Annotated in this window: 11 protein-coding genes and 1 tRNA gene; 4 read left to right on the forward strand and 8 right to left on the reverse strand. The window is 66.3% G+C overall.

Annotated features, from left to right (window positions below; translation table 11 throughout):
- The first annotated feature begins 13 nt into the window (after positions 1-13).
- A complete protein-coding gene (locus tag AC4MBH_RS19465) occupies positions 14-3,037 on the forward strand; it encodes a hypothetical protein (RefSeq protein WP_491797053.1) in 3,024 nt (1,007 codons plus the stop codon).
- A gap of 15 nt (positions 3,038-3,052) precedes the next feature.
- Positions 3,053-3,126 (forward strand) — tRNA-Met (locus AC4MBH_RS19470).
- Between the two features lie 98 nt (positions 3,127-3,224).
- Here AC4MBH_RS19470 and AC4MBH_RS19475 read toward each other — a convergent pair.
- The 5 genes from AC4MBH_RS19475 to AC4MBH_RS19495 all read right to left on the reverse strand — a co-directional run bounded on the left by AC4MBH_RS19475 (position 3,225) and on the right by AC4MBH_RS19495 (position 9,372).
- On the reverse strand, positions 3,225-4,424 hold the full coding sequence (locus AC4MBH_RS19475) for a tyrosine-type recombinase/integrase (protein WP_491797054.1): 1,200 nt from the start codon (positions 4,422-4,424) through the stop codon (positions 3,225-3,227).
- A gap of 238 nt (positions 4,425-4,662) precedes the next feature.
- Entirely contained in the window at positions 4,663-5,346 is a 684-nt protein-coding gene (locus tag AC4MBH_RS19480) for a hypothetical protein (protein ID WP_491797055.1), read from the reverse strand.
- A gap of 451 nt (positions 5,347-5,797) precedes the next feature.
- Complete coding sequence (locus AC4MBH_RS19485) at positions 5,798-6,961, reverse strand: DUF3631 domain-containing protein (protein WP_491797056.1); 1,164 nt, start codon at positions 6,959-6,961, stop codon at positions 5,798-5,800.
- The gene (locus tag AC4MBH_RS19490) at positions 6,958-7,179 is read right to left on the reverse strand and encodes a hypothetical protein (RefSeq protein WP_491797057.1); all 222 of its coding nucleotides are present in this window, start codon (positions 7,177-7,179) and stop codon (positions 6,958-6,960) included. Before AC4MBH_RS19490 ends, AC4MBH_RS19485 begins: the two co-directional genes overlap by 4 nt.
- A gap of 627 nt (positions 7,180-7,806) precedes the next feature.
- Entirely contained in the window at positions 7,807-9,372 is a 1,566-nt protein-coding gene (locus AC4MBH_RS19495; protein ID WP_491797058.1) for a recombinase family protein, read from the reverse strand.
- Positions 9,373-9,909: 537 nt separating this feature from the next.
- Here AC4MBH_RS19495 and AC4MBH_RS19500 point away from each other — a divergent pair.
- Both AC4MBH_RS19500 and AC4MBH_RS19505 read left to right on the forward strand, forming a co-directional pair.
- Complete coding sequence (locus AC4MBH_RS19500) at positions 9,910-13,020, forward strand: SIR2 family protein (RefSeq protein ID WP_491797059.1); 3,111 nt, start codon at positions 9,910-9,912, stop codon at positions 13,018-13,020.
- Between the two features lie 1,561 nt (positions 13,021-14,581).
- Complete coding sequence (locus AC4MBH_RS19505; protein WP_491797060.1) at positions 14,582-15,766, forward strand: MFS transporter; 1,185 nt, start codon at positions 14,582-14,584, stop codon at positions 15,764-15,766.
- 1,097 nt (positions 15,767-16,863) lie between these two features.
- Here the strand turns inward: AC4MBH_RS19505 and AC4MBH_RS19510 are convergent.
- The 3 genes from AC4MBH_RS19510 to AC4MBH_RS19520 form a co-directional block, all read right to left on the reverse strand.
- On the reverse strand, positions 16,864-17,388 hold the full coding sequence (locus AC4MBH_RS19510) for a tyrosine-type recombinase/integrase (RefSeq protein WP_491797061.1): 525 nt from the start codon (positions 17,386-17,388) through the stop codon (positions 16,864-16,866).
- Between the two features lie 1,071 nt (positions 17,389-18,459).
- Positions 18,460-19,374 carry a hypothetical protein gene (locus AC4MBH_RS19515; RefSeq protein ID WP_491797062.1) on the reverse strand — a complete coding sequence of 305 codons (915 nt, stop codon included), beginning with the start codon at positions 19,372-19,374 and terminating at the stop codon, positions 18,460-18,462.
- The coding region (locus AC4MBH_RS19520) for a SigE family RNA polymerase sigma factor (RefSeq protein WP_491797063.1) at positions 19,371-19,873 on the reverse strand (503 nt) is incomplete at its 5' end. The genes AC4MBH_RS19515 and AC4MBH_RS19520, both read right to left, overlap by 4 nt.

Genomic DNA, 19,873 nt, shown 5'->3' on the forward strand with positions numbered 1-19,873 from the left:
GAGAACCGGTGCCATGGCCTCGTCGTCCCCTTACTCCAGTGCCACGGAGCAAGCAGCCAAGCTGCGCCGTGACGCGGAGATGGCCGCGGCCGAGCAGGCGGCCGAGCGGCTGGTGGCCGAGGAGATCGCGACTGAGGCGATCCAGGCCCGCACCGAGGCCGAGCGGCTGGCCCGCGAGCACGCCGAGGCCGCCGCCGAGGCCCACCGGGCCCGCGCCGAGGCCGAGACCGCGGCCGCGCGCTACGCCGAGCAGCGACGTACGGCCGAGGAGGCCGCGCAGCGCGCCGCGCTGACCCGGGAGGCGGCCGAGAAGTCGGCGCGCGACCACGTCGAGCTCGCCGAGACCGAGTCGGCCAAGCGGTCCTCGGCCGAGCGGCACGCCACCGAGCTGGCCGAGCGGGTGGTGAGCACGCTCGCCGAGCGCGAGACCGCCGAGACCGCCGCGCGGCGCGAGGCCCTGCAGGCGCAGGAGGCGATGGCGGCCCGCGCCCGCGCCGAGGAGAACGCCAGGTACCACGCCGAGCTGGCCGAGCAGGCGTTCGCCGACCGCGCCGACAGCGAGCGGCGGGCCCTCGAGCTCTCCGAGGCCGGGGTGGCCGCGGCCGACGAGCACCTCGCCGCCGTCCGCGAGGCCCACGAGGAGCGCGACCGGCTCGAGCGGCTGGCCCGTGAGCAGGTCCGGGCGCGCACCGCGGCCGAGGAGGCCGCCCAGCGGCAGGCCCGGCTCTCCGCCGAGGCCCACCAGGCCGCGCGCGACGCCGAGCTCCGGGCCCGCAGCGTCGCCGAGCAGGCGAGCAGCAAGGCCGACGAGCACGCGGCGTTCGCCCGGCACGCGCTCGAGGAGCGGGAGGCGCTCGAGTCGGCGCTGACCGAGCTCGCCGAGGCGCGCCGGCAGGCCGAGCAGGCCGCCGCCGAGCAGTCGGCGCTGGCCGAGCAGGCCATGGTGGCCCGCACCCAGGCCGAGGACCGCGCCCGCGACCTCGCCGACACCGTCACCGCCTCCGCCGAGGAGTACGCCGACTTCGTCCGCCGCGCGGCCAACGACCGCGACGTGCTCCAGTCGGCCGCGGTCGAGCAGGCCAAGTCCCGGATCCGCGCCGAGGAGCTCGCGACAGAGCAGAGCGAGCAGGCCCGCCTGGCCCACGCCGCGGCCGCCGATGCCGCCGAGCAGGCCCAGCGGGTGGCCGACGAGGCCGCGGCAGCCGCCGAGGAGCACGCGGCGTTCGCCCGGCAGGCGCTCGAGGAGCGGCGCGCGATCGAGCAGCGGGTCGCCGAGCTGGCCGAGGCCCGACGGGCGGCCGACGAGGCCGCCACCACCCAGGCCGAGCTGGCCCGGCTGGCGCTCGTCGAGCGCACCCGCGCCGAGGAGCAGGCCCGCGACGTCGCCGAGCAGGCCCGTCGGTCGGCGGCCGAGTTCGCCACCTTCGTCGAGCAGGTCGAGCAGGAGCGCTCGGTCCTCCAGGAGAACGCCCACGAGCAGACCCGTGCCCGCGGCGAGGCCGAGCGCGCCGCCAGCCGGCACGCCGGGCTGGCCGCCGAGGCCCACCAGTCGGCGATGAGCGCCGAGCTGCGGGCCCGCGAGGTCGCCGAGGCGGCCGCGGCCAGTGCCGAGGAGTACACCGCCTTCACCACCCGCGCCCTCGAGCAGCGGATGTCCGCCGAGACCGCGGCCACCGAGATGGCCGCCCGCGCCGAGCAGGCCCTCCTCGACCGCGAGCAGGCGGAGGTCAAGGCCCGCGAGCAGGTCCAGCTGGTCGCCGAGGCCAACCGGATCGCCGCCACCAGCCAGGAGCAGGCCGCCTCGGTCGCCGAGGAGGCCCGGTTGGCGAGCCAGCTGCGGCTGTCCTCGGAGGAGGCCGCCAAGAAGGCCTCGCGCGCGCGGCTGGAGGCCGAGGAGTCCGCCCGGAGCATGGCCGCGCTCGCCGAGACGGCGTCCCACGAGCGCCGCGAGGCCGAGCAGCGGGTCCGCGACGTGCACCAGCAGGCGGAGTCGCTGCTCAGCGAGCACCGCGAGTCGCTGCGGATCGCCCAGGAGCAGCTCTCCAGCGCCAAGCGCGAGGCGGCGCAGCAGGCCCAGGCCCGTGCCGACGCCGAGCGCACCGCCGCCCGCCACGCCCAGGCCCGCGCCGAGGCCGAGACCCGGGCCGCCGACCTCGCCATCCAGCTGGCCGAGGCCCGCGCCCGGCTGCTGGCCGTGCCGCGACCGGTGACGATGCCGGTGGTCGAGGCCGAGGTCGCCGAGGTCGCCGAGGTCGCGGTCGCCGCTCCGCCCGAGCCGGCGCCGGTCGAGGCCCCGCCCGAGCCGGAGCCGGAGCCCGAGCCCGAGCCGGAACCCGAGCCGGAACCCGAGCCTGCACCGACCGCGACCCGCCCGGTCGTGCTCCCGCCGCCCCCCGCCGCACCGGCCACCGGTGCCGACGCCGGCTCCGACACCGACACCGCGCGGCCGGCGTCCCGGACGGCGGCGCTCAGCGGGCTCGGCCGCCGGTTCACCGCCCGGGTGCGCCCGGACACCGAGGCCGAGGAAGAGGTCGAGGCCGAGGCCGAGGTCGAGGCCCAGCCGACGGTGACGCCGTCCGCGACGGGTGAGTACCACGACAGCCGGTCCCACCGGGTGCCGATGCTGGTCGCCACGGCGCTCGCCGGCGCCGGGCTGCTCACGCTGGCCGGGTTGTTCCTGCTCGGCGACGGCGTCTCCGCGGTCTTCCTGCTGCCGTTGTTCGTGGTGCTGATCTCGCTGTTCGTGGTGGTGTGGCTGGGCGGCCGGTCCACCGAGGTCTCGCTGGAGCGGGGTGTGCTCGAGCTGCGCCTCGGCGACCTGCGCCGCACCTTCGACCTCACCAGCGACGCCACCGTGATCGAGGTCGTCGGCGACCCGACGACCTCGGCTTGGAAGATGGTCTTCGTCCGCCGCGGCCTCGGCCCGCTCGAGCTCGACCGTCGCGTGGTCGAACCGGTGGCCTTCACCGCGGCCGTGACGCACTGGCGACCCGACGGACTGGGACCCGATTTGGGAGCGACCGACCCGGTCAGGTAATGTTCTGTTCACCGACGCGGGGTGGAGCAGCTCGGTAGCTCGCTGGGCTCATAACCCAGAGGTCGCAGGTTCAAATCCTGCCCCCGCTACAAGAAACAAGGCCTGACCTGCGAAAACGCAGATCAGGCCTTGTTGCTTTCCGGGGAAGTTCCCCATCAACTCCCCACAAACTGCGGAGCCTGCCCGCTCACACGGCGCGGAGGCCTGGCTTCCCGTCGAGCGGAAGCACCATGACGTCGGCCGCCCGGGTAGGCGCCGTCTTGCGGCCGAGATACTTGGCGGTGACGTTGATGTCGGCGTGTCCGAGCTGGTTGGCGATCTCCGCTAGCGGTGCCCCTGCCTCATCAAGCCACGATGCAACCGTGCGACGGAACGTGTGCGTTCCTGCCCACCTCACATCTGCGCTTGCAAACACGCGTCGCAGCGCCTTGCTGACGTTGTTGCGGTCGCGTGGCTGTCCCAACTTGCTCGTGAAGTAGGTGACTCCAAAGACAAGCCCAGTCGTGCCGTGCAGGGCAGCACGTGCCCCGAGCCGTTCGGCGAGAGCCTCGCCGATGACCAGCACGCGGTCGGCGTGAGCGGTCTTGGTCCCACGAACCCGCACGGTGCGAGTCGCGAGATCGACGTCCGACCACGAAACACAGTGGAGCGCCTCGGAGATCCGCACGCCGGTGCCGAACAGGAAGGCGGTCAGATCGCCTACGTCGGCATTCGCAGAGTCCGCGTTTGTCTGCACGGTCTGGACCTCTGCCACCGTGAACGCCCGCGCCGTGTCTAAGTGCCGCTTGCCGCAGTCAAGGTCACAGTCCGAGTCGCTGCACTTGCGGTCACCCTGGCTTCCCGGCTTAGCTCCGGGAGTCTTGACGCGGTGCATGACGCTGGACGCGATCGCGCAGCGACGTTCGGCAAGTCCGAGGATGCCGGACAGCACCTTGCGGGCTTGCTTGGCGGCAACCTCGCCCCGGGTGTCGGCAACCTCAGTAAGCCACGCCTCGATCCGTGCCACGTCGTTCACGCCTGAGACTGAGAGGTGTGCGAGGGGACCGTCTTTGATTGTGCGGTCGACGTAGCCCCGATAGTCGCGCATCGTTGCCGCCGACAATCGCTCCCGGGCCTTCGTGTCGAGCCAGATCTCCGCTGCGCGGACTAGCTTCGTGTCCTGATTGAGCACCTGATCGCCGCCTCTGTGCTCGATCCGCGCACGATCGACCTTCATCTGCACGGCGCGTTTGGCAGCCGGCGCGGTCCTGCCGCTGGCAGTGATTTCGATCCTCTTACCGTTCGTGTCGCGGAAGTAGCCGCGTGCTTGTACTTGGCCAGGCGCGGTCGGGTGCGGCTTTGTGCTGATCGTCCCCAAGACGTAGGGGGGATTGGTTGGTCGGCCCATCGTGTTCTCCTTCTACGCCGGTCAGTCGAGCCACCATCGCGTTGTTTGTGGGGAATAGTCAAGGCAGTTCAAATTGGTCGAGTGCTTTTGATGACCCTGGTCTATGACCCCAGAACGGCACCTTGGCGGACCGCCTAGTGTTAGCAGCGGCGGTTCCGCCACGGTTTCAGCATCGCCAGGATTGCCGCGCTGCCCCCACCTGGAACCGGTGAGGGCAACGCCAGGCCAAGGTCGTCGCCTAGAGGTCGGCGACCCCGGCGGTCGTCATCTTGAAGCCGCTCTGGCGCAGAGCGCTCTCCAGCCCGTTCTCGAGCAGCCGGCGGAGGTGCCTGCGGGTGTGGCCGAAGTCGTGACGGTTGGTAAGCCGGTCGTTGTCGAGCGTGACGTTCCACTGTCCAGCCACCGGACGGTGCGAGACTCCCGTGACTACCGGGGAGTACCGGAGGCGACCGACCGTCGTGTCAGTAGGAACTCCGGAGGCGGCAAGCCGCTCACCAGTCTCGTCGCTGATGCGATCGCGTTCCCGGAGGGCGCTCACAACAACGTCGACTCCCTGCGCCATGAGCGCGTACCCCCTAGCAATCTCGGTGTCAACATCGTTCAGCCTCACGTCCTCTGCAACCTGAGCGGCGACATGCTCGACGAAGGCGGTCCGCTCTGCGCCGCGAGCTGCCTCCAGCCTCGCGCGGCTACCAGTGAGCGCGCGCTCCGCAAGGGCCAGTTCAGCCTGGCCGGTCATGAGGACTTCGGCGGTCACAGACTCATCACCAGACTCTGCGCGGTGCTCCAGTACTCCGAGGCTCGCGGTGGTCGTCGTCCTGCGGTCGACTGCTGCGAGATAGTCGGCCTCCGCCTCGGTCCGTGCCTCGTAAGCGCGCTTCAGGTTCGACGCGACGGTCTTCATGTTGGTCTTGGCGGTCATCGTTCTCCTACGGTTTCAGTGTTCTGGATGGGGTTGTGGATGGTGCGGGGGAACCGGTCGGTCGGGGAGCCAGGTCGCGGCGCGCCTGTCGGCAGTGAGGGTTGACGTGGCCAGCGGTCGTACCTGGCGGGGCGGCAGGTGATGCGGGCTCGCATCGTTTGGCGGTTGCGTTTCCGTCTGGTGATGAGGTGTCTCCTGTCCGGTGAAGGTGTTCTAGTGAGCCCCGGCCTGGGCCGGATGTGCCGGACGGCCAGGCGTGCCGGGGCAGACGAGGGGGCGTGGCATGACGCTCTGCCATTCAGGACGGCTGACGTCAGCTTGCGGTCGTCAACGACTCGACGGTGCAGTCTGGTGAGCCTGGGGTCAGTCCCGTAGGGACTCCAGCTAGTGAGTGTCAGTGACTTCGGCTTCGGCAGCCGGGTGTGTGGCGCCGAAATGCCTGGGACAAGGCTTATGCGGCGGCGGGCTGGTCGGCCGGGTTTGCCGGGATAAGGCCGAGCGCAACCCAGATCGGCTCGAGGTCAGCCCAGACGTATCCGCGTCGTTGCTCGCTGGTCGTCCCCACTCGTCGTCGGTCCGAGTGGATTCCGTAGTGCTTGGTCAGCATCTCGCCGAGTCGCTTGGCGTTGAGAGGCGTTCGCCCAAGTCCTTGAGCCTGTCCCCATACGCTCGGCGCGTGCTTGTGCAGCGCGTTCAGCAGGTCGGCGGTCGTAGCGAATCCACTGCGATCGGGGTCCGCGAGGTGCCACACACCGAAGAGGTCCCGAACGACGCCGATGTGTGGTCGCTCGGCGAGAAGACCGTCTTCACGTTGCGCGTGCGCTTCCGCGAGGTGTCGCCGTGCCAGTTCGTCGCATCGGTCGGGCCAGTGACCACCAGCCGCGTTTGCCAGCCGCTTGAGGGGGCGCCAAACCTCCCGAAGCCGGCCGGTGACCCCGTCAGGCAATGACTCTCCGGCTGCGAGACTGGCGTTGTCTCCCCAGGTTGCTAGACGGGATCGCAGTGCCTCAGCCTCGTGCTCGATAAGCTCCCAATCGGACTCACTCACGGTGTCGCCGACGTCGGGCAGCAGCCGCACCGTGACGCAGCGAGACAGTGTGTCGGGCGGAAGGTCCGGCGAGATCCCCGCCATGGCCAGGGGGCCGAATACCACCACCTCAGCGACCCGCCAGCCAGTCGGCTCGCGGTCATCGGCGACATTCACGGCGTAGGTGCCTGATGCCTTGTAGCCGGCATTGACGATCCCCAGCGCAGCGCGTTGGCTCTCGCTGCCGTTGCCGATGTGTTTGTCAGCCTCGTCGATGAGGATGGTCCGCCGCTCTCGGGCCAGGTTGGCGAGAGCCGACGCGCTGAGAGCGTTGGACGCGAACGTAGGTCGCCGCGCCAGTGCCTGCACGTGTTCCATGGTCGTTGTCTTGCCAGCGGCTGGCAGTGGACTAGTGACGAGCAGGCGCGGCGTCGTCCGGCACTGGTCGATCACGTGTGTGTGGAGAGTCCACAGGGCAAGCAGCCACAGGTCGTGGTCGCTGCCCGTACGGACGAAGCGCCGAAGCCACGCCAGCAGGTCGTCCAGGACGGCGTAAGGCGGGTCAGGTGCTTTGCCTGAGTGGATCACGCGGCAGGCTTGCTGTCGCTGGTCTGCACGATGCACTCAGCCTCGTAGGCAATCACGTCGCTCAGGCGGTACACCACCCGGGTGCCGAGCTTGAGGTAGGCCACGCCGCGTCCGGCGCTGCGCTGGTTGGCCAGATGGCCCGTCGTCGTGCCCCAGCGAGCGGCGAGCTGCTCGGGGTTGAGATGGGAGGTAGCAGGGTCCACCAGAGTCGTGGTCATGAAGAGTCCGTCTTTCGTAGGCGTAGAGGATGACGTTCCTCAGACCGCGCAGGTTGCCTGCGCGGGAATGAGGGGGACGGTCGTCAAGCGCCTTTCGCCGCAACCGATGCGCGGCCTGACTCTGGTTCTCCCGTGCCCCGCCCCCAGATGGGGCGCGTTCCACTTTCGCAAGGTGGCTCGCTGTTGTTGTAGCAACTATGACCACCATAGGGGCCACGGGATCGGTTATAGGTCCTTGTCAATAGGTCCAGTCAGCCGTTACCAAAACGTTATGCCTAGGGCTCGCTACCGCAAAGGTGGCTGCGCCGCCGCTCGAAGTTGCCTTCAGCCGACCAGGCGGCGCGCGATTCCGCGATGGTCCATAGCCGTCCCCAGGTGCTTGACGTGCAGTGTGATCAAGACTGGTGGACGGCGGGGAAGACGGGGGCCGTCGTGGGACAACTCGCCTCACTTGCCCACCCGTTGCTCCGCCTCTGACTGCCGCCGGGGGATGGTCCGTTACTACGACGGGGACGAGTGCGGCATCCCAACTGCTAACGATCGGCGTCAGCACGTCCTGAGTCTTGGGGTCATACCCCACCCCTAGTCGATGATCGTCATAGATCACTGGACCACACTGACGAGTCGTCAGCGGTCCTGGATTTGCAGTCTCGTCGCGGACTCCGCCGCCCCTTGATGCTCGTAACCAGTGCTGGCAACGGCAGCCTCGATGCGCCTGCGCAGCTCAAGCGACACACCCTGTTTCCCGCGCAGAAGCTTGGAGACAGAGGTGATGGAGCAATCAGCAGCGACGGCAACCTCAGTCAGCAAGACGACCCTGCGACCCAGGTTGGTTGAACTGCCGTCTTTCCAATGAACGGTGACCCGCGCAATACCGGGCGTAGTCCCGTTCGCGTTGTGTTGCTTCTTGGCTACGACGATCTGGCGAAGGCTCCGCGCGACCCAGGCCCGCTTCGCGTCGAGACTCATGCTTTCCCAACGGCCAGGTTCATCCGGCTCGGCGTTGTCGGACGACGTCTGAGCTTCCGCCTCGCGCTCTTCGTTGAGGCGCCCTTGTAGGTGTCCAAGTACCACTAGAAGATCGGAGTGCTTGAGTCCACCTGCAGCGTGTATCTGTCTCGCTCGTTCGATTTCCTGCTCGATCGTCGAGGCCAGGGTCCAGTTGTAGGGGAGGGTGTCGGGTGTAACCGAGGACGGGGCCTGTTGTCGTCGAACCCGAATAGCCTGGACGACAGCCTCTTCCACCGCGCCGCTTGCAATGGTGGATCCACACGCGCCGCTCCGACCCCGGCAGGTGTAGAGCCGATCGGACGATTGCCCACGCCCCCGTCGCATCCAGGCCCTACAGACGCCGCAGACGAGCACACCGGTCAGTAGCCCCGATTCTGGGCTACTGCGCCACACTGGTGGATGCGTTGGCATCTGGGCATTGGCTGCCCTGAACGTCGCCTCGTCAATGATTGCCGGGAAGTTTGCTTTGGCTACCACTTGCCCGTTGAGGGTCACGTCGCCGATGTACTCCCGTCGTCGAACTAGCACAGTCACCTGCCCGTGCTTCCACGCTCCTACGTTTCCTAACGAAGTTGGAACCTCGGCATCGTTGAGCCAACGCACTAGGGAAGCTGTTGTCTCCCCGGCTGCCTTGCGACGGAAGAGATCGACCAAGATCGCTGCCTCTTCCGGAACCACCTCGAACGCACGGGTGTAGCCGAACGTGCGCCTGCAACCGGGGTTCTTGATCCCGCTCTGAGCGCTCTGGAGCTTCTGCCGCTTTACGCGACGTGACAGCTTCTCGATCTCGTTGCGCGCCACGGCGGCCTTGATTCGCGCGACCATCCGACCGTTGTCCGTGATCAGGTCGATGTCGCCGTTAACGCTGGTGAGTAGGACACCGCCAGCCTCGACTGCGTCGACCACATCTTCGAGTTGGCGCATGTCGCGCACGAGTCGGTCCTGGTCGTAGACGAGGACGTGGCTGACTCGGCTTGATCTGATGTCGGCCAGGAGGCGATTGAAGGCGGGGCGGGGCCTGTTCTTGTCGGTGTTGGCGGTGATGTCGTTGTCTTGGTAGATCTCCGTGACCTCGCCCCAGCCGATGGCTTTCGCCAGGGCGACGATGTCTTCCTTCTGACGCGTCACCCCGAGCTGGTCGCCATGCTTATCCTCGGAAAGGCGTACGTAGCCGACTGTCATGTGCTGACTCTGTCTCCTCGAAGGGCGCGCCAGGCCGAACGCCCCGCCAGAGTCCAGCTACATAGATGACACGGCTAGCGAACCGCGGCGGTTGTCTCAGTAGCCCGTTGCCGCGACTGGCGACCACGCGCGCTGATCCGGAACATGGAGGGTGGCACACCTACAACTGTTGCTTCCGAGACTCTGATCCGCTCTGAGAGGCGGCCGCACCTGAGCAGAGCGAAGGTCGAGCCGAGTCGATCAGGCGGGGGCGTGGTGCGTTATGGAATTGATCCAACTCAGCGAACGCTGCTGGCAGCGCCTGGCGGCCCGGTTGATACCCAACGGATCCGCCGAGTCGGCTCTCGGTCAGCGCGAATCGTTCGAAGTCAGCGAACCGGAACGGCGGGTACCTACCCGCTCTCAGTGGTTCGCTGCACGAACCCCAGATGTTGGAAGTCTCCGAAAATTGAGCCTCAAGTTGACACCTGCAACCTCTATCGACCGGCGGCGTGGGATCATGTCGGTCAAATAGTCTTGACACTAGGGGACACATCGATGGATCACTTGTCAGACCTGCGAGGACTGATCAGCGCAGGTCAGGTCGCCTTTGTAGTGGGAGCGGGGGCGACGATAGACGCAGCCGGTCGTCCCGACTTGTCGTGGGTGGGACTCATTAACCGCGGGGCTAGCCACCTAGAGGAAGTCGGTGCCGATAAGTCGCCGGCGTGGTTCGCACATCTACGTAGTGAGTTACAACTGGCGAAGGAAGAAGGGGACACGCAACTACTCATCGGAGCGGCATCTAAGGTCGTCGCCGCAATGGGCGGCCCAACAAGTCCGGACTTCAAAGCCTGGTTGCGGTCTGAGTTCGAGAAGATTGAGGTCAAGCATCCAGAACTCCTACGCTCGCTGGCGTCGGTCGGCGCGCCCATCTTGACAACGAACTACGACACACTGATTGAGGATTCCTGCTCGCGCGCTGGAGTCACCTGGACCGCTCATGGTGAGATGGAGCGTGTAATCGCCGGTCGCTCGACGGCAGTGGGTCACCTTCACGGAGTCTGGAGCGAGCCAGAATCGGTCATCCTAGGGGCAGAGAAGTACGGCGAACTCGTAGCCGAGCCTGTCGCGCAGCACTTGCAGAGGGCCTTGACAAGTACGCGAAGCCTTGTCTTCGTCGGTTGCGGTTCGACTGTTGATGACCCGAACATTGGGGCAATCTTTGACTGGATCGACCGTAACATTGGCGATTCAGAGGTCTTTCACTACTGGATCTGTCGAAGTTCAGAGAGCGCGAATCATTCGAACATGGGTTCGCGCATTAAAACCGTCGTCTATGGTGACGACTATCCCGAGCTTACCCCTTTCGTGCGCGAGTTGTGCGAGGTGGCAGTGCCAGCGCCGCGTGACGTCGAGGCAGTTGAGAAGAACGAAGCCGTAGCGTCTCGGGGAGCTTTAACCATCCTCGAAGACATTCGAAATGAAACCATGTTCGGGGATCTCATTGACGACGTCGATGACGCCAACCTAGAAGATCTGGTGGTTGCGCCTCCGGTATTGCCCGTGACGCCTCAACAGTATGCCGAGTCACAAGAACTCTCGAGGGGGCAGCGCATTCAGCGTTGCGACCTCGATGAGGAAGTCGACCTGTCTCATTACATGGTCCTTGCCTCGGATGAGAAGGTGGGCCTTTCGACGGCGCTTCGCTATTTGATCATGCGCGTCCATGAACTCAACCCTGAGATTGTCCCGGTCTACGTCGATTTTCGGTCTCTCGGGCAGGGAAAGGGTCCCTTGCGGAAACGCCTGGTGAAGGAACTGAGCGCAACGGGGGTCGATCTTCGCGCGACAGATCAGTGGCCGCGCATCGCTCTCGCAATCGATAATGTGTTGGATAAGCCGGAGAAGATCTTCAGTCGACTAGTGACAGAATTGCAAGACTTTGATTTCGACTACGTTGTGCTCGGTACTCGAACGGGCGCAGAGCCGGAGATTCTCACTGGGGTTGGGCCGCTAGCCCCTCGCTTCCGAACTCGGTATCTGGGACGACTCAACGCACATGACATCAAGTCCATAGCGTCTCTCGTTGCGCCAGGGCGAGCGAACCGCATGGCGCAGAAGGCAATTGACATCATCAACAATGAACATCTGCCGCGCACACCGTTCACGATCTGCCTCCTTATTTCTGCACTAATGCAAGGTCAGCAGCATCTGGCCACGTCGTCGGAAACTGCGCTGCTGGACGGCTACTTGACTCTCCTCCTAGGCGGTGGTGATCCTCACGAAGATGCGCGTTGGACTCTAGATGCCTACGAGCGAACAGAGCTTCTCTCGGTGTTGGCGGCCGCTTTTGTGACGCGTGACAGCGGAGCCATGCTCGACGAGGATGTGAGCGCGATTCTGGCGGCGTACTTCGATTCCGTCGGATGGGTTGAGAGTCCTACGCAGGTGCTTGCCAACCTGGCCGATCGGCGGGTAGTCCGTTACTCGGAAAACAGAGTCAGTTTCGCGCAGGCCAGTTACCTTCATTTGTTTGCCGCGAAGGCGGCGGTCAACGATCCCGAACTTCGGGAGAAACTTTTCGACAGGCCGCTTTATTATGCGCCCATCATCCGGCACTATGCGGCCCTGAACCGGGGCGACGCCGAAGCGCTTCGTCGCGTAGCGCGCATCCTAAATTTCGGCAAAGTCGAATTGTCGAAGGGAAGTGCTTTCGCCCCGGTTGGAAAGGCCGTCGATCGCGTACTTGACTCGAACTCTATCGAGGAATTGTTGGACAGTCTCACTTTTCGGAAGGTGGCTCAGGGATCGGAGTCGACGGATCCGAAGCGGCCCGAGGTGGCGCACTATGATCCGCTTGATTCGCGCCTTGACGAGGATGTCGCACCATTTCCCGTCGAGCGAATCGAGGACGCGCCGCCCATCTCGGCGATCACTCATGCCCTCACGTTGGTGTCTAGCGTCCTTCGTGATAGCGAGACAGTTAAGGACCTTGAACTGAAAGAAGCTGTGTTGATTCGCACTCTCTCGGTATGGGGGAAGCTCGTTACTCTTCTAGAGGATGACGACGAGTTTCTTGACTTCGTCGAAAGCGTGGCGCGTCGAATGTTCGAGGGCGACCAGTTTGGGGCGGCTGAAATCGAGCGCGTGGTGAAGGCTTTTCGCGCCAACTCGCCTGTACTTATCGGTTTCGGTGGGATGCAACAGACGTTGGCTAGTCGCAAACTGATTCGCACGTTAGACAAGGCCTTCGTTGATGCGACTCTGTTGAGCGACGCTCCAGCCACGGTGATGGCGACTTTTCTTTCGTTCAGTATCGGGGGGAAGAGTTGGACGAGCCACTTCGAGGCGACGCAAGGACGCTATTCCGACCTCCGCAGCGTCAATGGGATCATGCTCGGACTTGCAATTGCCGCCTACTACTTCCAGGACTTGACTCGCGAACAGTTGCGGGAACTTGAACGGTTCATCGTCAAGCAACGTATGTCTCAGTTTGCCGTTACGAGTGAGCGCTCGCGGGCGTCTGCCGTCGCTCAAATCGAGCAGCGATTGAGGCGTGAACGGCAACTCCATGCCCGCGAACGCCTGCCCGGCGGGGTGAGCGTCCTCCAGACTTCTGAGCCGCTGCCGAAGGTTGGTGGCGCTGGGCCGGAGCTGAAGATCTAGGCGCGGCGCGTTTGTTGAGCGGGCGATCCGCGAGGTTGATCGACCGCAACGCCCGGGTCCCCGTTCTGGCGCATCGATAGTGGACGAACTGCTCTAGTTCCCCAGAAACCCCCCATATACGTGGGGAACTGAGATGGTTCAGAGTGAGCTAGTTCGGTGTGTGTGCACCCACTGCCAGGCACAGAGGTAGCGCTGCTGAGTAGTGATGACCCGGGGACGCAGGACCCCAGAGGTCGCAGGTTCAAATCCTGCCCCCGCTACAAGAAAGTGGCCCCTGACCTGCGGAAACGCAGGACAGGGGCCACTTGAGATTTGAGTCCGTTGCCCTCGTGACCCGCTTACGCCCCGGAAACGGTCACAATCTGGTTGTCGTCGGCGATGCTCCCGGTTCCCGTATGAGTTGACCTGACCTGCGGGAACGCGTCATGGGAGGCCGACAGCCGTTGGCGCCCGGTGTGGACCTGTGCCCGGCTTATGTCCCGGAAACCCGGAGCTCGACGGAGCGGTAGGAGAGTGGAACCCGAGGTACGGGGCTCTTCGCGTACACGGCGACCCGTGGTGAAGGAGCGGCAGGACAGCGCGCGACGGAGCCCACGCCGAGCGGCTCCACGAAGCCTGGATGTGCTTGGCTCGCTTGTGTGAGGACGAATGAACTCGGAGCCGTCGCTCGGGTGGTCATCGATGAGGTGCACCGCACCACACCGGTTCGCCTGAGGTTCTCCCTGGCGCCCTGGTTCTCCGACGGCGCCGATGAGGGGAGCGGAGTGGTCTATGGCGTCATGTGCCTCGCGGACCGACCACCAGCTCAGGATGCGTTGGCTCCCTACGGGACCTCAACGGACATGACCCAGGCGATCTTCGCCTGGAACGACTACTCGGGGATGGCAGCCTCGTTCGAGGAGATCCTGGTCGAGGTTGCAGAGAACGCCGCATACATCGTTCGAGTCGGGCTGTGGCGGTTAGGGCTGGACCCGTCGTGGCCCCCGTGTCCTGAACACGCCGGGCGGCATCCGATGAGGCCGGTGGTTGAGGCTCTGGAGTATCCGCGCCCTGACCGCGTCGTACCGGCGTCGGCCACCTGGCGGTGCTACCAACCGATCGTCCGTGGTGATGAGTACCAAGATGCACATGGCCCAACAGTCATACCGATTGGGAGCTAGTGATACGGGACGGGTTGGCAATTGCCATGTGAGTCAGACCGCCTTGTGTCCCGTTGACGAACCGGAACCCTCACGGAGGGGACCTACAACCGGGTTGCGAGCCGGGGCCGGGGCACGGGCCTGCGCGTGGGAGAAGCTCGCCAGTTCAGCCGTACGACGCGTGCGCCAGCGCGGACTGGTCAGCACGTGATCGACGTCGACGTCGTTGAAGGCACGGTTCGAACACAGTCGCCGCCCTCTCGCCGTCGGAAGTGAGCGCGCGGGTGGTCGTGGACGTGTGCTTGCTGTTGTGGCTCCACTCGGTCTCGCCTGGCGGATCCCCCAGAGCTCGGGGCCGGCGATGAAGGGCTGTGTCCGCGAGTCTGCCGCGGGGCGTCGGGTCTCCTGTCACGATGCTCGCCATGAGTGCGCCCAGTCCCGGCGGTGCCGACCTCGGTCGCGCCCGGCTCGCGATCGCGGCCGCGTTCGGCACGCAGGGGCTGGTCTTCATCAGCCTGACGACGCGGCTGCCCCGCTTCCAGGACCGGTGGGACCTCGGCGAGCTCGCGCTGTCGGGCGTGCTGCTGATGATGGTCCTGCTGGCGGGTGTGGGCTCCCTCGTGGCGGAGCGGTTGGCGCCCCGGCTCGGCAGCGCGGTGATGCTCCGTGCCGGCCTGCTGGTGGTCGCGGTGTCCGTCGCGGTCTTGGTACTGGCGCCCGCGAAAGTGGTCTTCGTGCTCGCCCTGGGGGCGTACGGCGTCGGGCTCGGGTTGGTCGACGCGACCAGCAACATGCAGGCCGTCGCGCTCGAGCACCGGCTCGGCCGGATCGTGCTGCCGTCCTGCCACGGCGCGTGGACGCTGGGCGGCGTGATCGGGGCCGTGTTGACACTGGCCACGGCGGACGCGCCGTGGTCCGTGATCGCGCTGCTCGCGGCGATCCCGCTGCTCACCGCCGCGGCGCCGTACCTCTCGCGGGACCGCGGCGAGGTCGCCACCTCGACCCACATCGACGTGCCGTGGCGAGCCATCGTGCTGGTCGGCCTTGCCCTCGTCGTCTTCTACACCGTCGACACCGCCGCCGCGACCTGGGGACCGGTCTACCTCGATGATGTGTTCTCCGCGCCCGAGGATCTCGTCGCGCTCGCGACCCTGCCCTACCTCCTCGCCAGCGGCCTGGTGCGGCTGGCGGGTGACCGGCTGACCGAGCACGTAGGCGCCGTGCGGTTGATGCGCGTCGGGGCGGCTGTCGCGCTGGTGGCGCTTGTCATCGTCGTGGCGGCACCCACCTGGGGGGTGGCTGTCCTCGGTTTCACGCTGCTCGGCTGCGGGGTCGCGGTCGTCGCTCCGCTGAGCTTCTCGGCCGCGGCGGCGCTCGCGGGGCGCGACGCCGACCCGGCCACCCGGCAGGCGCGGGTGGACGCCGTGGTGGCGCGTTTCAACCAGTTCAACTACGCGGGCGCGCTGCTGGGGTCCGTGATGGCCGGCGCGGTCGGTGCCGGGTCGTTGCGCCTGGGCTTCGCGGTGCCGCTGGTGCTGGTCGTCGCGCTGTTCTGGCTGGCCAGGGCCTTCGCGCCGGCGAACGACCACGCGCCCGTCCGCACGTAGCTGTCGGCCGGGGTCCACGACCCCGCCCCCTCCGGCCGCGCGGCGGGGCGTCGCATGCTCAAGGAGTCCTGTCCAACCCGACGCGCACGCAGTGCGACCACCTCGGGCGTCCGACGGCACTGCACCCGCGTCGGCGGCACCCGCTCAGGTCGCGGCATGGTCGGAGCACGTGACTTGGCATGGTCGGGCGGAGCCCGAAGCGCGGCACGAGCGGACGGGTCCGTAGAAGTGGGTATCTGACGACGCAAGCCCCCACCACCGACGAACTTGGCTGAGGATGAGCCTCGTGCGACGCGACCGTGTGCTCCGGACGATGTTGAGCTCGGTCCTGGCGGGGACCTGTCTTGTTGCTTGCGCGACTAGCAAGTACGAGGCGTGCTTCGACGTTGAGGAGCGCGACTACCCGGCAGTCGAGAAGGTCGCACGCGACGCCATGGCCGACGCACCGTCAGCCCGGTGGAGTCACCAGAGCACGTGCGAGGACCACAGCGAAGCCACGGGCGGTGGTCCAGGCCTTGTCCAGCGAATGGTCACGACATGAGGCGGTCGACTACTTGGAGAGCAAGGGCTGGACGTTCTCCGGTGGCACCGGCAAGGGTTGGTCGTTCTCGCCTGGTACGGGCCGCTCGCCCGATCGCCGCTACGAAGTGACGGTGGGCCGTGCCAGGTTCGGGGGAGAGCCATGGGACACCCTTGTGAACTTCAGCCTGGCCGATGAGTAGCCCGGCCGTCGGCATGGTCGGACGGATGCCCTGCAGCGCGACCTCCTACGAGTCAGGGTGGTCGACCTGGCTGGGCTGACGCTCGCGGTGCGGCGCAGTGAACGGTTTCCGCCCAACTAGCCAGTCCGTGCCTTTCCACTCGACGGTCCGGTGCGCCGTTTCGAGATGACCTACGCAGAAGTGCAGACGGCCACCGAGGCACACGACTCCTCGACGCCACAGCACCTCGGGAAGTAGGTCGGGGAAGCGACTCCGTGTGACCCAGCGAGGGGCGACCCATCGCCCTTCGTCCGTCTGCACCAGATGCCACCAAGCCACCGGCACAGTCTGCCCTTTCACGCCCGACCTTCGGCAAGACAGGGCGTAGTGGACGGTTCAGGTTCCAGAAGCCATGTAGGCGGCCAGGATGTAGTTGGGGTGCCGGTCGAGGTTGTTGCGGGCTCGGTCGTAGCGCATGGTTGTGCGTGGGTCGGCGTGTCGAGCTGCGATCTGGACGTCTCTGAGGTCGACGCCGGCGTCGAGCGTCGTGGTGACGAAGGTGTGACGCAGCATGTGTGGGTGCATCCGCGCTGTCGCCACGCCACCTTGTTTCGCGAGGTCGTGCAGACGTCGGGTGGCGCAGTGGCGGTCCACGCGGTGTCCGGTGCGGCTGCGGAGGATGGGCCCGGTCTCTCGCTCGCCGATGGCACGGTCGAGGGCTCGTGCGACAGCCGGGGGCAGAGGCACGAGGACGATTTTGGAGCCTTTGCCGCACACCTTGAGGACTCGGTGTCCGTGGCTCTCGCCAAGGTTCTGGACATCAGCTCCAGTGGCTTCGAAGATCCGCAGGCCGAGTAGTCCCAGCATCGCGACCAGTGCGAAGTCGTTCGGGTTGCTCGAGTCTCGCGCGGCGCTGAGCATGGCTTCGAACTGCAGGTGGGTCAGACCCAGGGTGGGTGACTCTGGTGGCACGTGGGGGCGGCGGACGTAGTCGGCCGGCGAGTGTTCCAGGACGCCGTCGATGACGCAGGTTCGGTGGAACCCGGCAACCACTGAGAGGCGTCGAGAGACAGTGGAGGGCTTGCTCCTGCATCCAGCGGACGTAGAGCTCGATGTGGGGGCGCTGGGCCTTCAGCGGCGGTAGTCCCCGTTCTTGGCACCAGGTCATGAAGGCCCGGAGATCGGTCGCGGCGTGCTTGCGGGTGGAGTCCTTGTAGCGGGCGAGGTAGGCAGCGACCGCGACGTGCATGCGGTCCTCGACGGGCAGCGAGGTAGCGGGTGCGAGAACGATGGTGTCCATCAGTTCATCGGCGCACCGCAACGCGCGCTGCGTCAAACAAGCAACTGGACCGCACGCCCTGTCTTGCCGATGGTCGGGCGGTCAGGAAAAGGGCGCAGCGGGAGGAACCACTCTGAGCTGCGAAGCCGTCTACGGTGTATCAACTCCCGGAGGCGTCATGCTCAGAAGTCGTTCCTCGTTTCTCCTTCCCGCCGTTGCCCTGCTCGTCGTGGCTACGGGCTGCACAAGCGAGAGCGAGAGTGCGGCCGCTCCCGTGCCAGCGCCCGCCGCGTCGTCAGGCGCTTCTCGGGTCGACGTCGAGCCCGCTTCTACGGACACTAAGGCGAGCGTCATCCTCGGCGGAGGAAGAAGCGTGCTCACGGGCAAACAGGCGCGTCTCACCATCACCACGACGAGCAGCGATTGCGGGTTCGAGATTGACTCCGTGCAGGTGAAAGACGGCAATCTCCATGTCGAAAGCGCGTCATCTCGGGAGTGCGGTGTCGTGGCCCGACAGCGTGATGACGTTGTGTTCGCTAGCAGCCTGTTGCGGCGCACAACGACGGAAAGTTCGCTGGTACTCCAGACACCGCAGGGGCAACTCTTGAGCGTGCCAGTGCAGATTGGCATCACCTAACCGCTCGCGCGACGTGTGCAACCGCCCAACCATGCCGCGAGCTGCGCGGTCTTGTCGACGGTGGGGCGTCTACGGGCTAGCACCCGGGTGCTGCCTCGAGGGTCGCGGACGCGTCGGGATTGGGCCTGATGACTTCGCCATCTACGCGGACCTGTCCGGACTCCCACGGCGGCGGTGCCGCGCAGTCCGACGGCCCATGTCCGTAGATGGTCATCTGCGTGATCCCGGCGGGCACGACCATGCTGGCTGCCTGCCAGGACGAGCTGCCGTCATCGACCTCTTCCGAAGTCACCGTCACTGGCTCCGGGCCGGGGTTGCTGAACTGGACACGAAGTTCGTGATTGCCCTGCGGGGTGGATCGCATACCCGTCACGCTCATCGTGACAGCCCGACCGCACCACTCGCCGACGGCCTGGTGGTAGCCGTCGGCATTCGAGGGCCTGAAGAGGTCGGTCACCGGCACGCCGTCCGCCCTGGAGACCACCTCGAAAACCGGTGCCTTGCGCTCCCCGGCACAGGGGACGAGCAGCGTCCCCTCGAGCGAGACCTGGTCATCGGACGCCAGCGTGAGACTTTCGAGCTGTCGGTCCGGATCCGTGCCGTCCATCGGGTACAGGGATGCGTCCGTCGACTCATCGCCGGCGATGAGGCGGGCTCCGGTGACTTCACGTTCCTCGGGGTACCCGACCTTAATGGCGACGGTCACCCCGTACTCGTCGGCGTGGAATTCCGCGGGCACGGCTGTCATACCGCTGGGTTCCGCAGGGGCGACAGCGTCAACATCGGGGTGGTCGCTGAGCCCAAGAACGCCAACCAGGCTGAGCACGACACCGACCGTGCCGAGCGTGACGACACCGGCAAGCGCCGTGCGACGCCGTCGTTGTGCTCTACCGGCGTTGATCGCGCCGAGAACGTCGCCGGCGCCGACCTGCCGCTCGTCGAGGTAGCGTCGGAACTCATCACTGATCTGGTCGTCGAGGCGGTCGGTCATGCTCGTCCTCCTTCAAGTCGTGTGTCGCCAGCCCGCCGGCGCAGTGTCGCCAGCGCGGCTGCTGCCTGGGACTTGACGGTGCCCGGGCGCACGCCGAGGACTGCGGCTATCTGCGACTCGCTCAAGTCCTCGTAGTAGCGCAACACCATGACGGCGCGCTGCCTCGGCGGGAGCGACCCGATCGCTTGCCAGAGGTCGAGGCGCTGGGCGGCATCGTCAGCGGCATCAGTCACTGCCTCCTCCGGCAGCGGATACGCCCAGGTCTTCTCCCGACGCCATGAGGGAGAACGATGTTGGGCAAGTGCGGCGTTGATCGCGATCCGCCTGACGTAAGCCACCGGGTCCTCGGCGCGCGAGACCCGGCGCCACGAGGCGTAAGCGTTCACGAACGCCACCTGCACGGCATCCTCGGCCCGCTGCTCATCGCGCGTGACAGCAAAAGCGACCCGGAGCAGTCGCGGCCGCGTCGCCACGTAGAACTGCTCGAAGTCCAGGTCGG

Source organism: Nocardioides sp. WJ219, assembly GCF_058559815.1.

Bases quoted from the DNA above. Each gene is read 5' to 3' on its own strand.
- AC4MBH_RS19465 (WP_491797053.1), top strand. From the start codon at position 14: ATGGCCTCGTCGTCCCCTTACTCCAGTGCCACGGAGCAAGCAGCCAAG.
- AC4MBH_RS19475 (WP_491797054.1), bottom strand. From the start codon at position 4,424: ATGGGCCGACCAACCAATCCCCCCTACGTCTTGGGGACGATCAGCACA.
- AC4MBH_RS19480 (WP_491797055.1), bottom strand. From the start codon at position 5,346: ATGACCGCCAAGACCAACATGAAGACCGTCGCGTCGAACCTGAAGCGC.
- AC4MBH_RS19490 (WP_491797057.1), bottom strand. From the start codon at position 7,179: ATGACCACGACTCTGGTGGACCCTGCTACCTCCCATCTCAACCCCGAG.
- AC4MBH_RS19495 (WP_491797058.1), bottom strand. From the start codon at position 9,372: ATGACAGTCGGCTACGTACGCCTTTCCGAGGATAAGCATGGCGACCAG.
- AC4MBH_RS19500 (WP_491797059.1), top strand. From the start codon at position 9,910: ATGGATCACTTGTCAGACCTGCGAGGACTGATCAGCGCAGGTCAGGTC.
- AC4MBH_RS19505 (WP_491797060.1), top strand. From the start codon at position 14,582: ATGAGTGCGCCCAGTCCCGGCGGTGCCGACCTCGGTCGCGCCCGGCTC.
- AC4MBH_RS19510 (WP_491797061.1), bottom strand. From the start codon at position 17,388: ATGCTCAGCGCCGCGCGAGACTCGAGCAACCCGAACGACTTCGCACTG.
- AC4MBH_RS19515 (WP_491797062.1), bottom strand. From the start codon at position 19,374: ATGACCGACCGCCTCGACGACCAGATCAGTGATGAGTTCCGACGCTAC.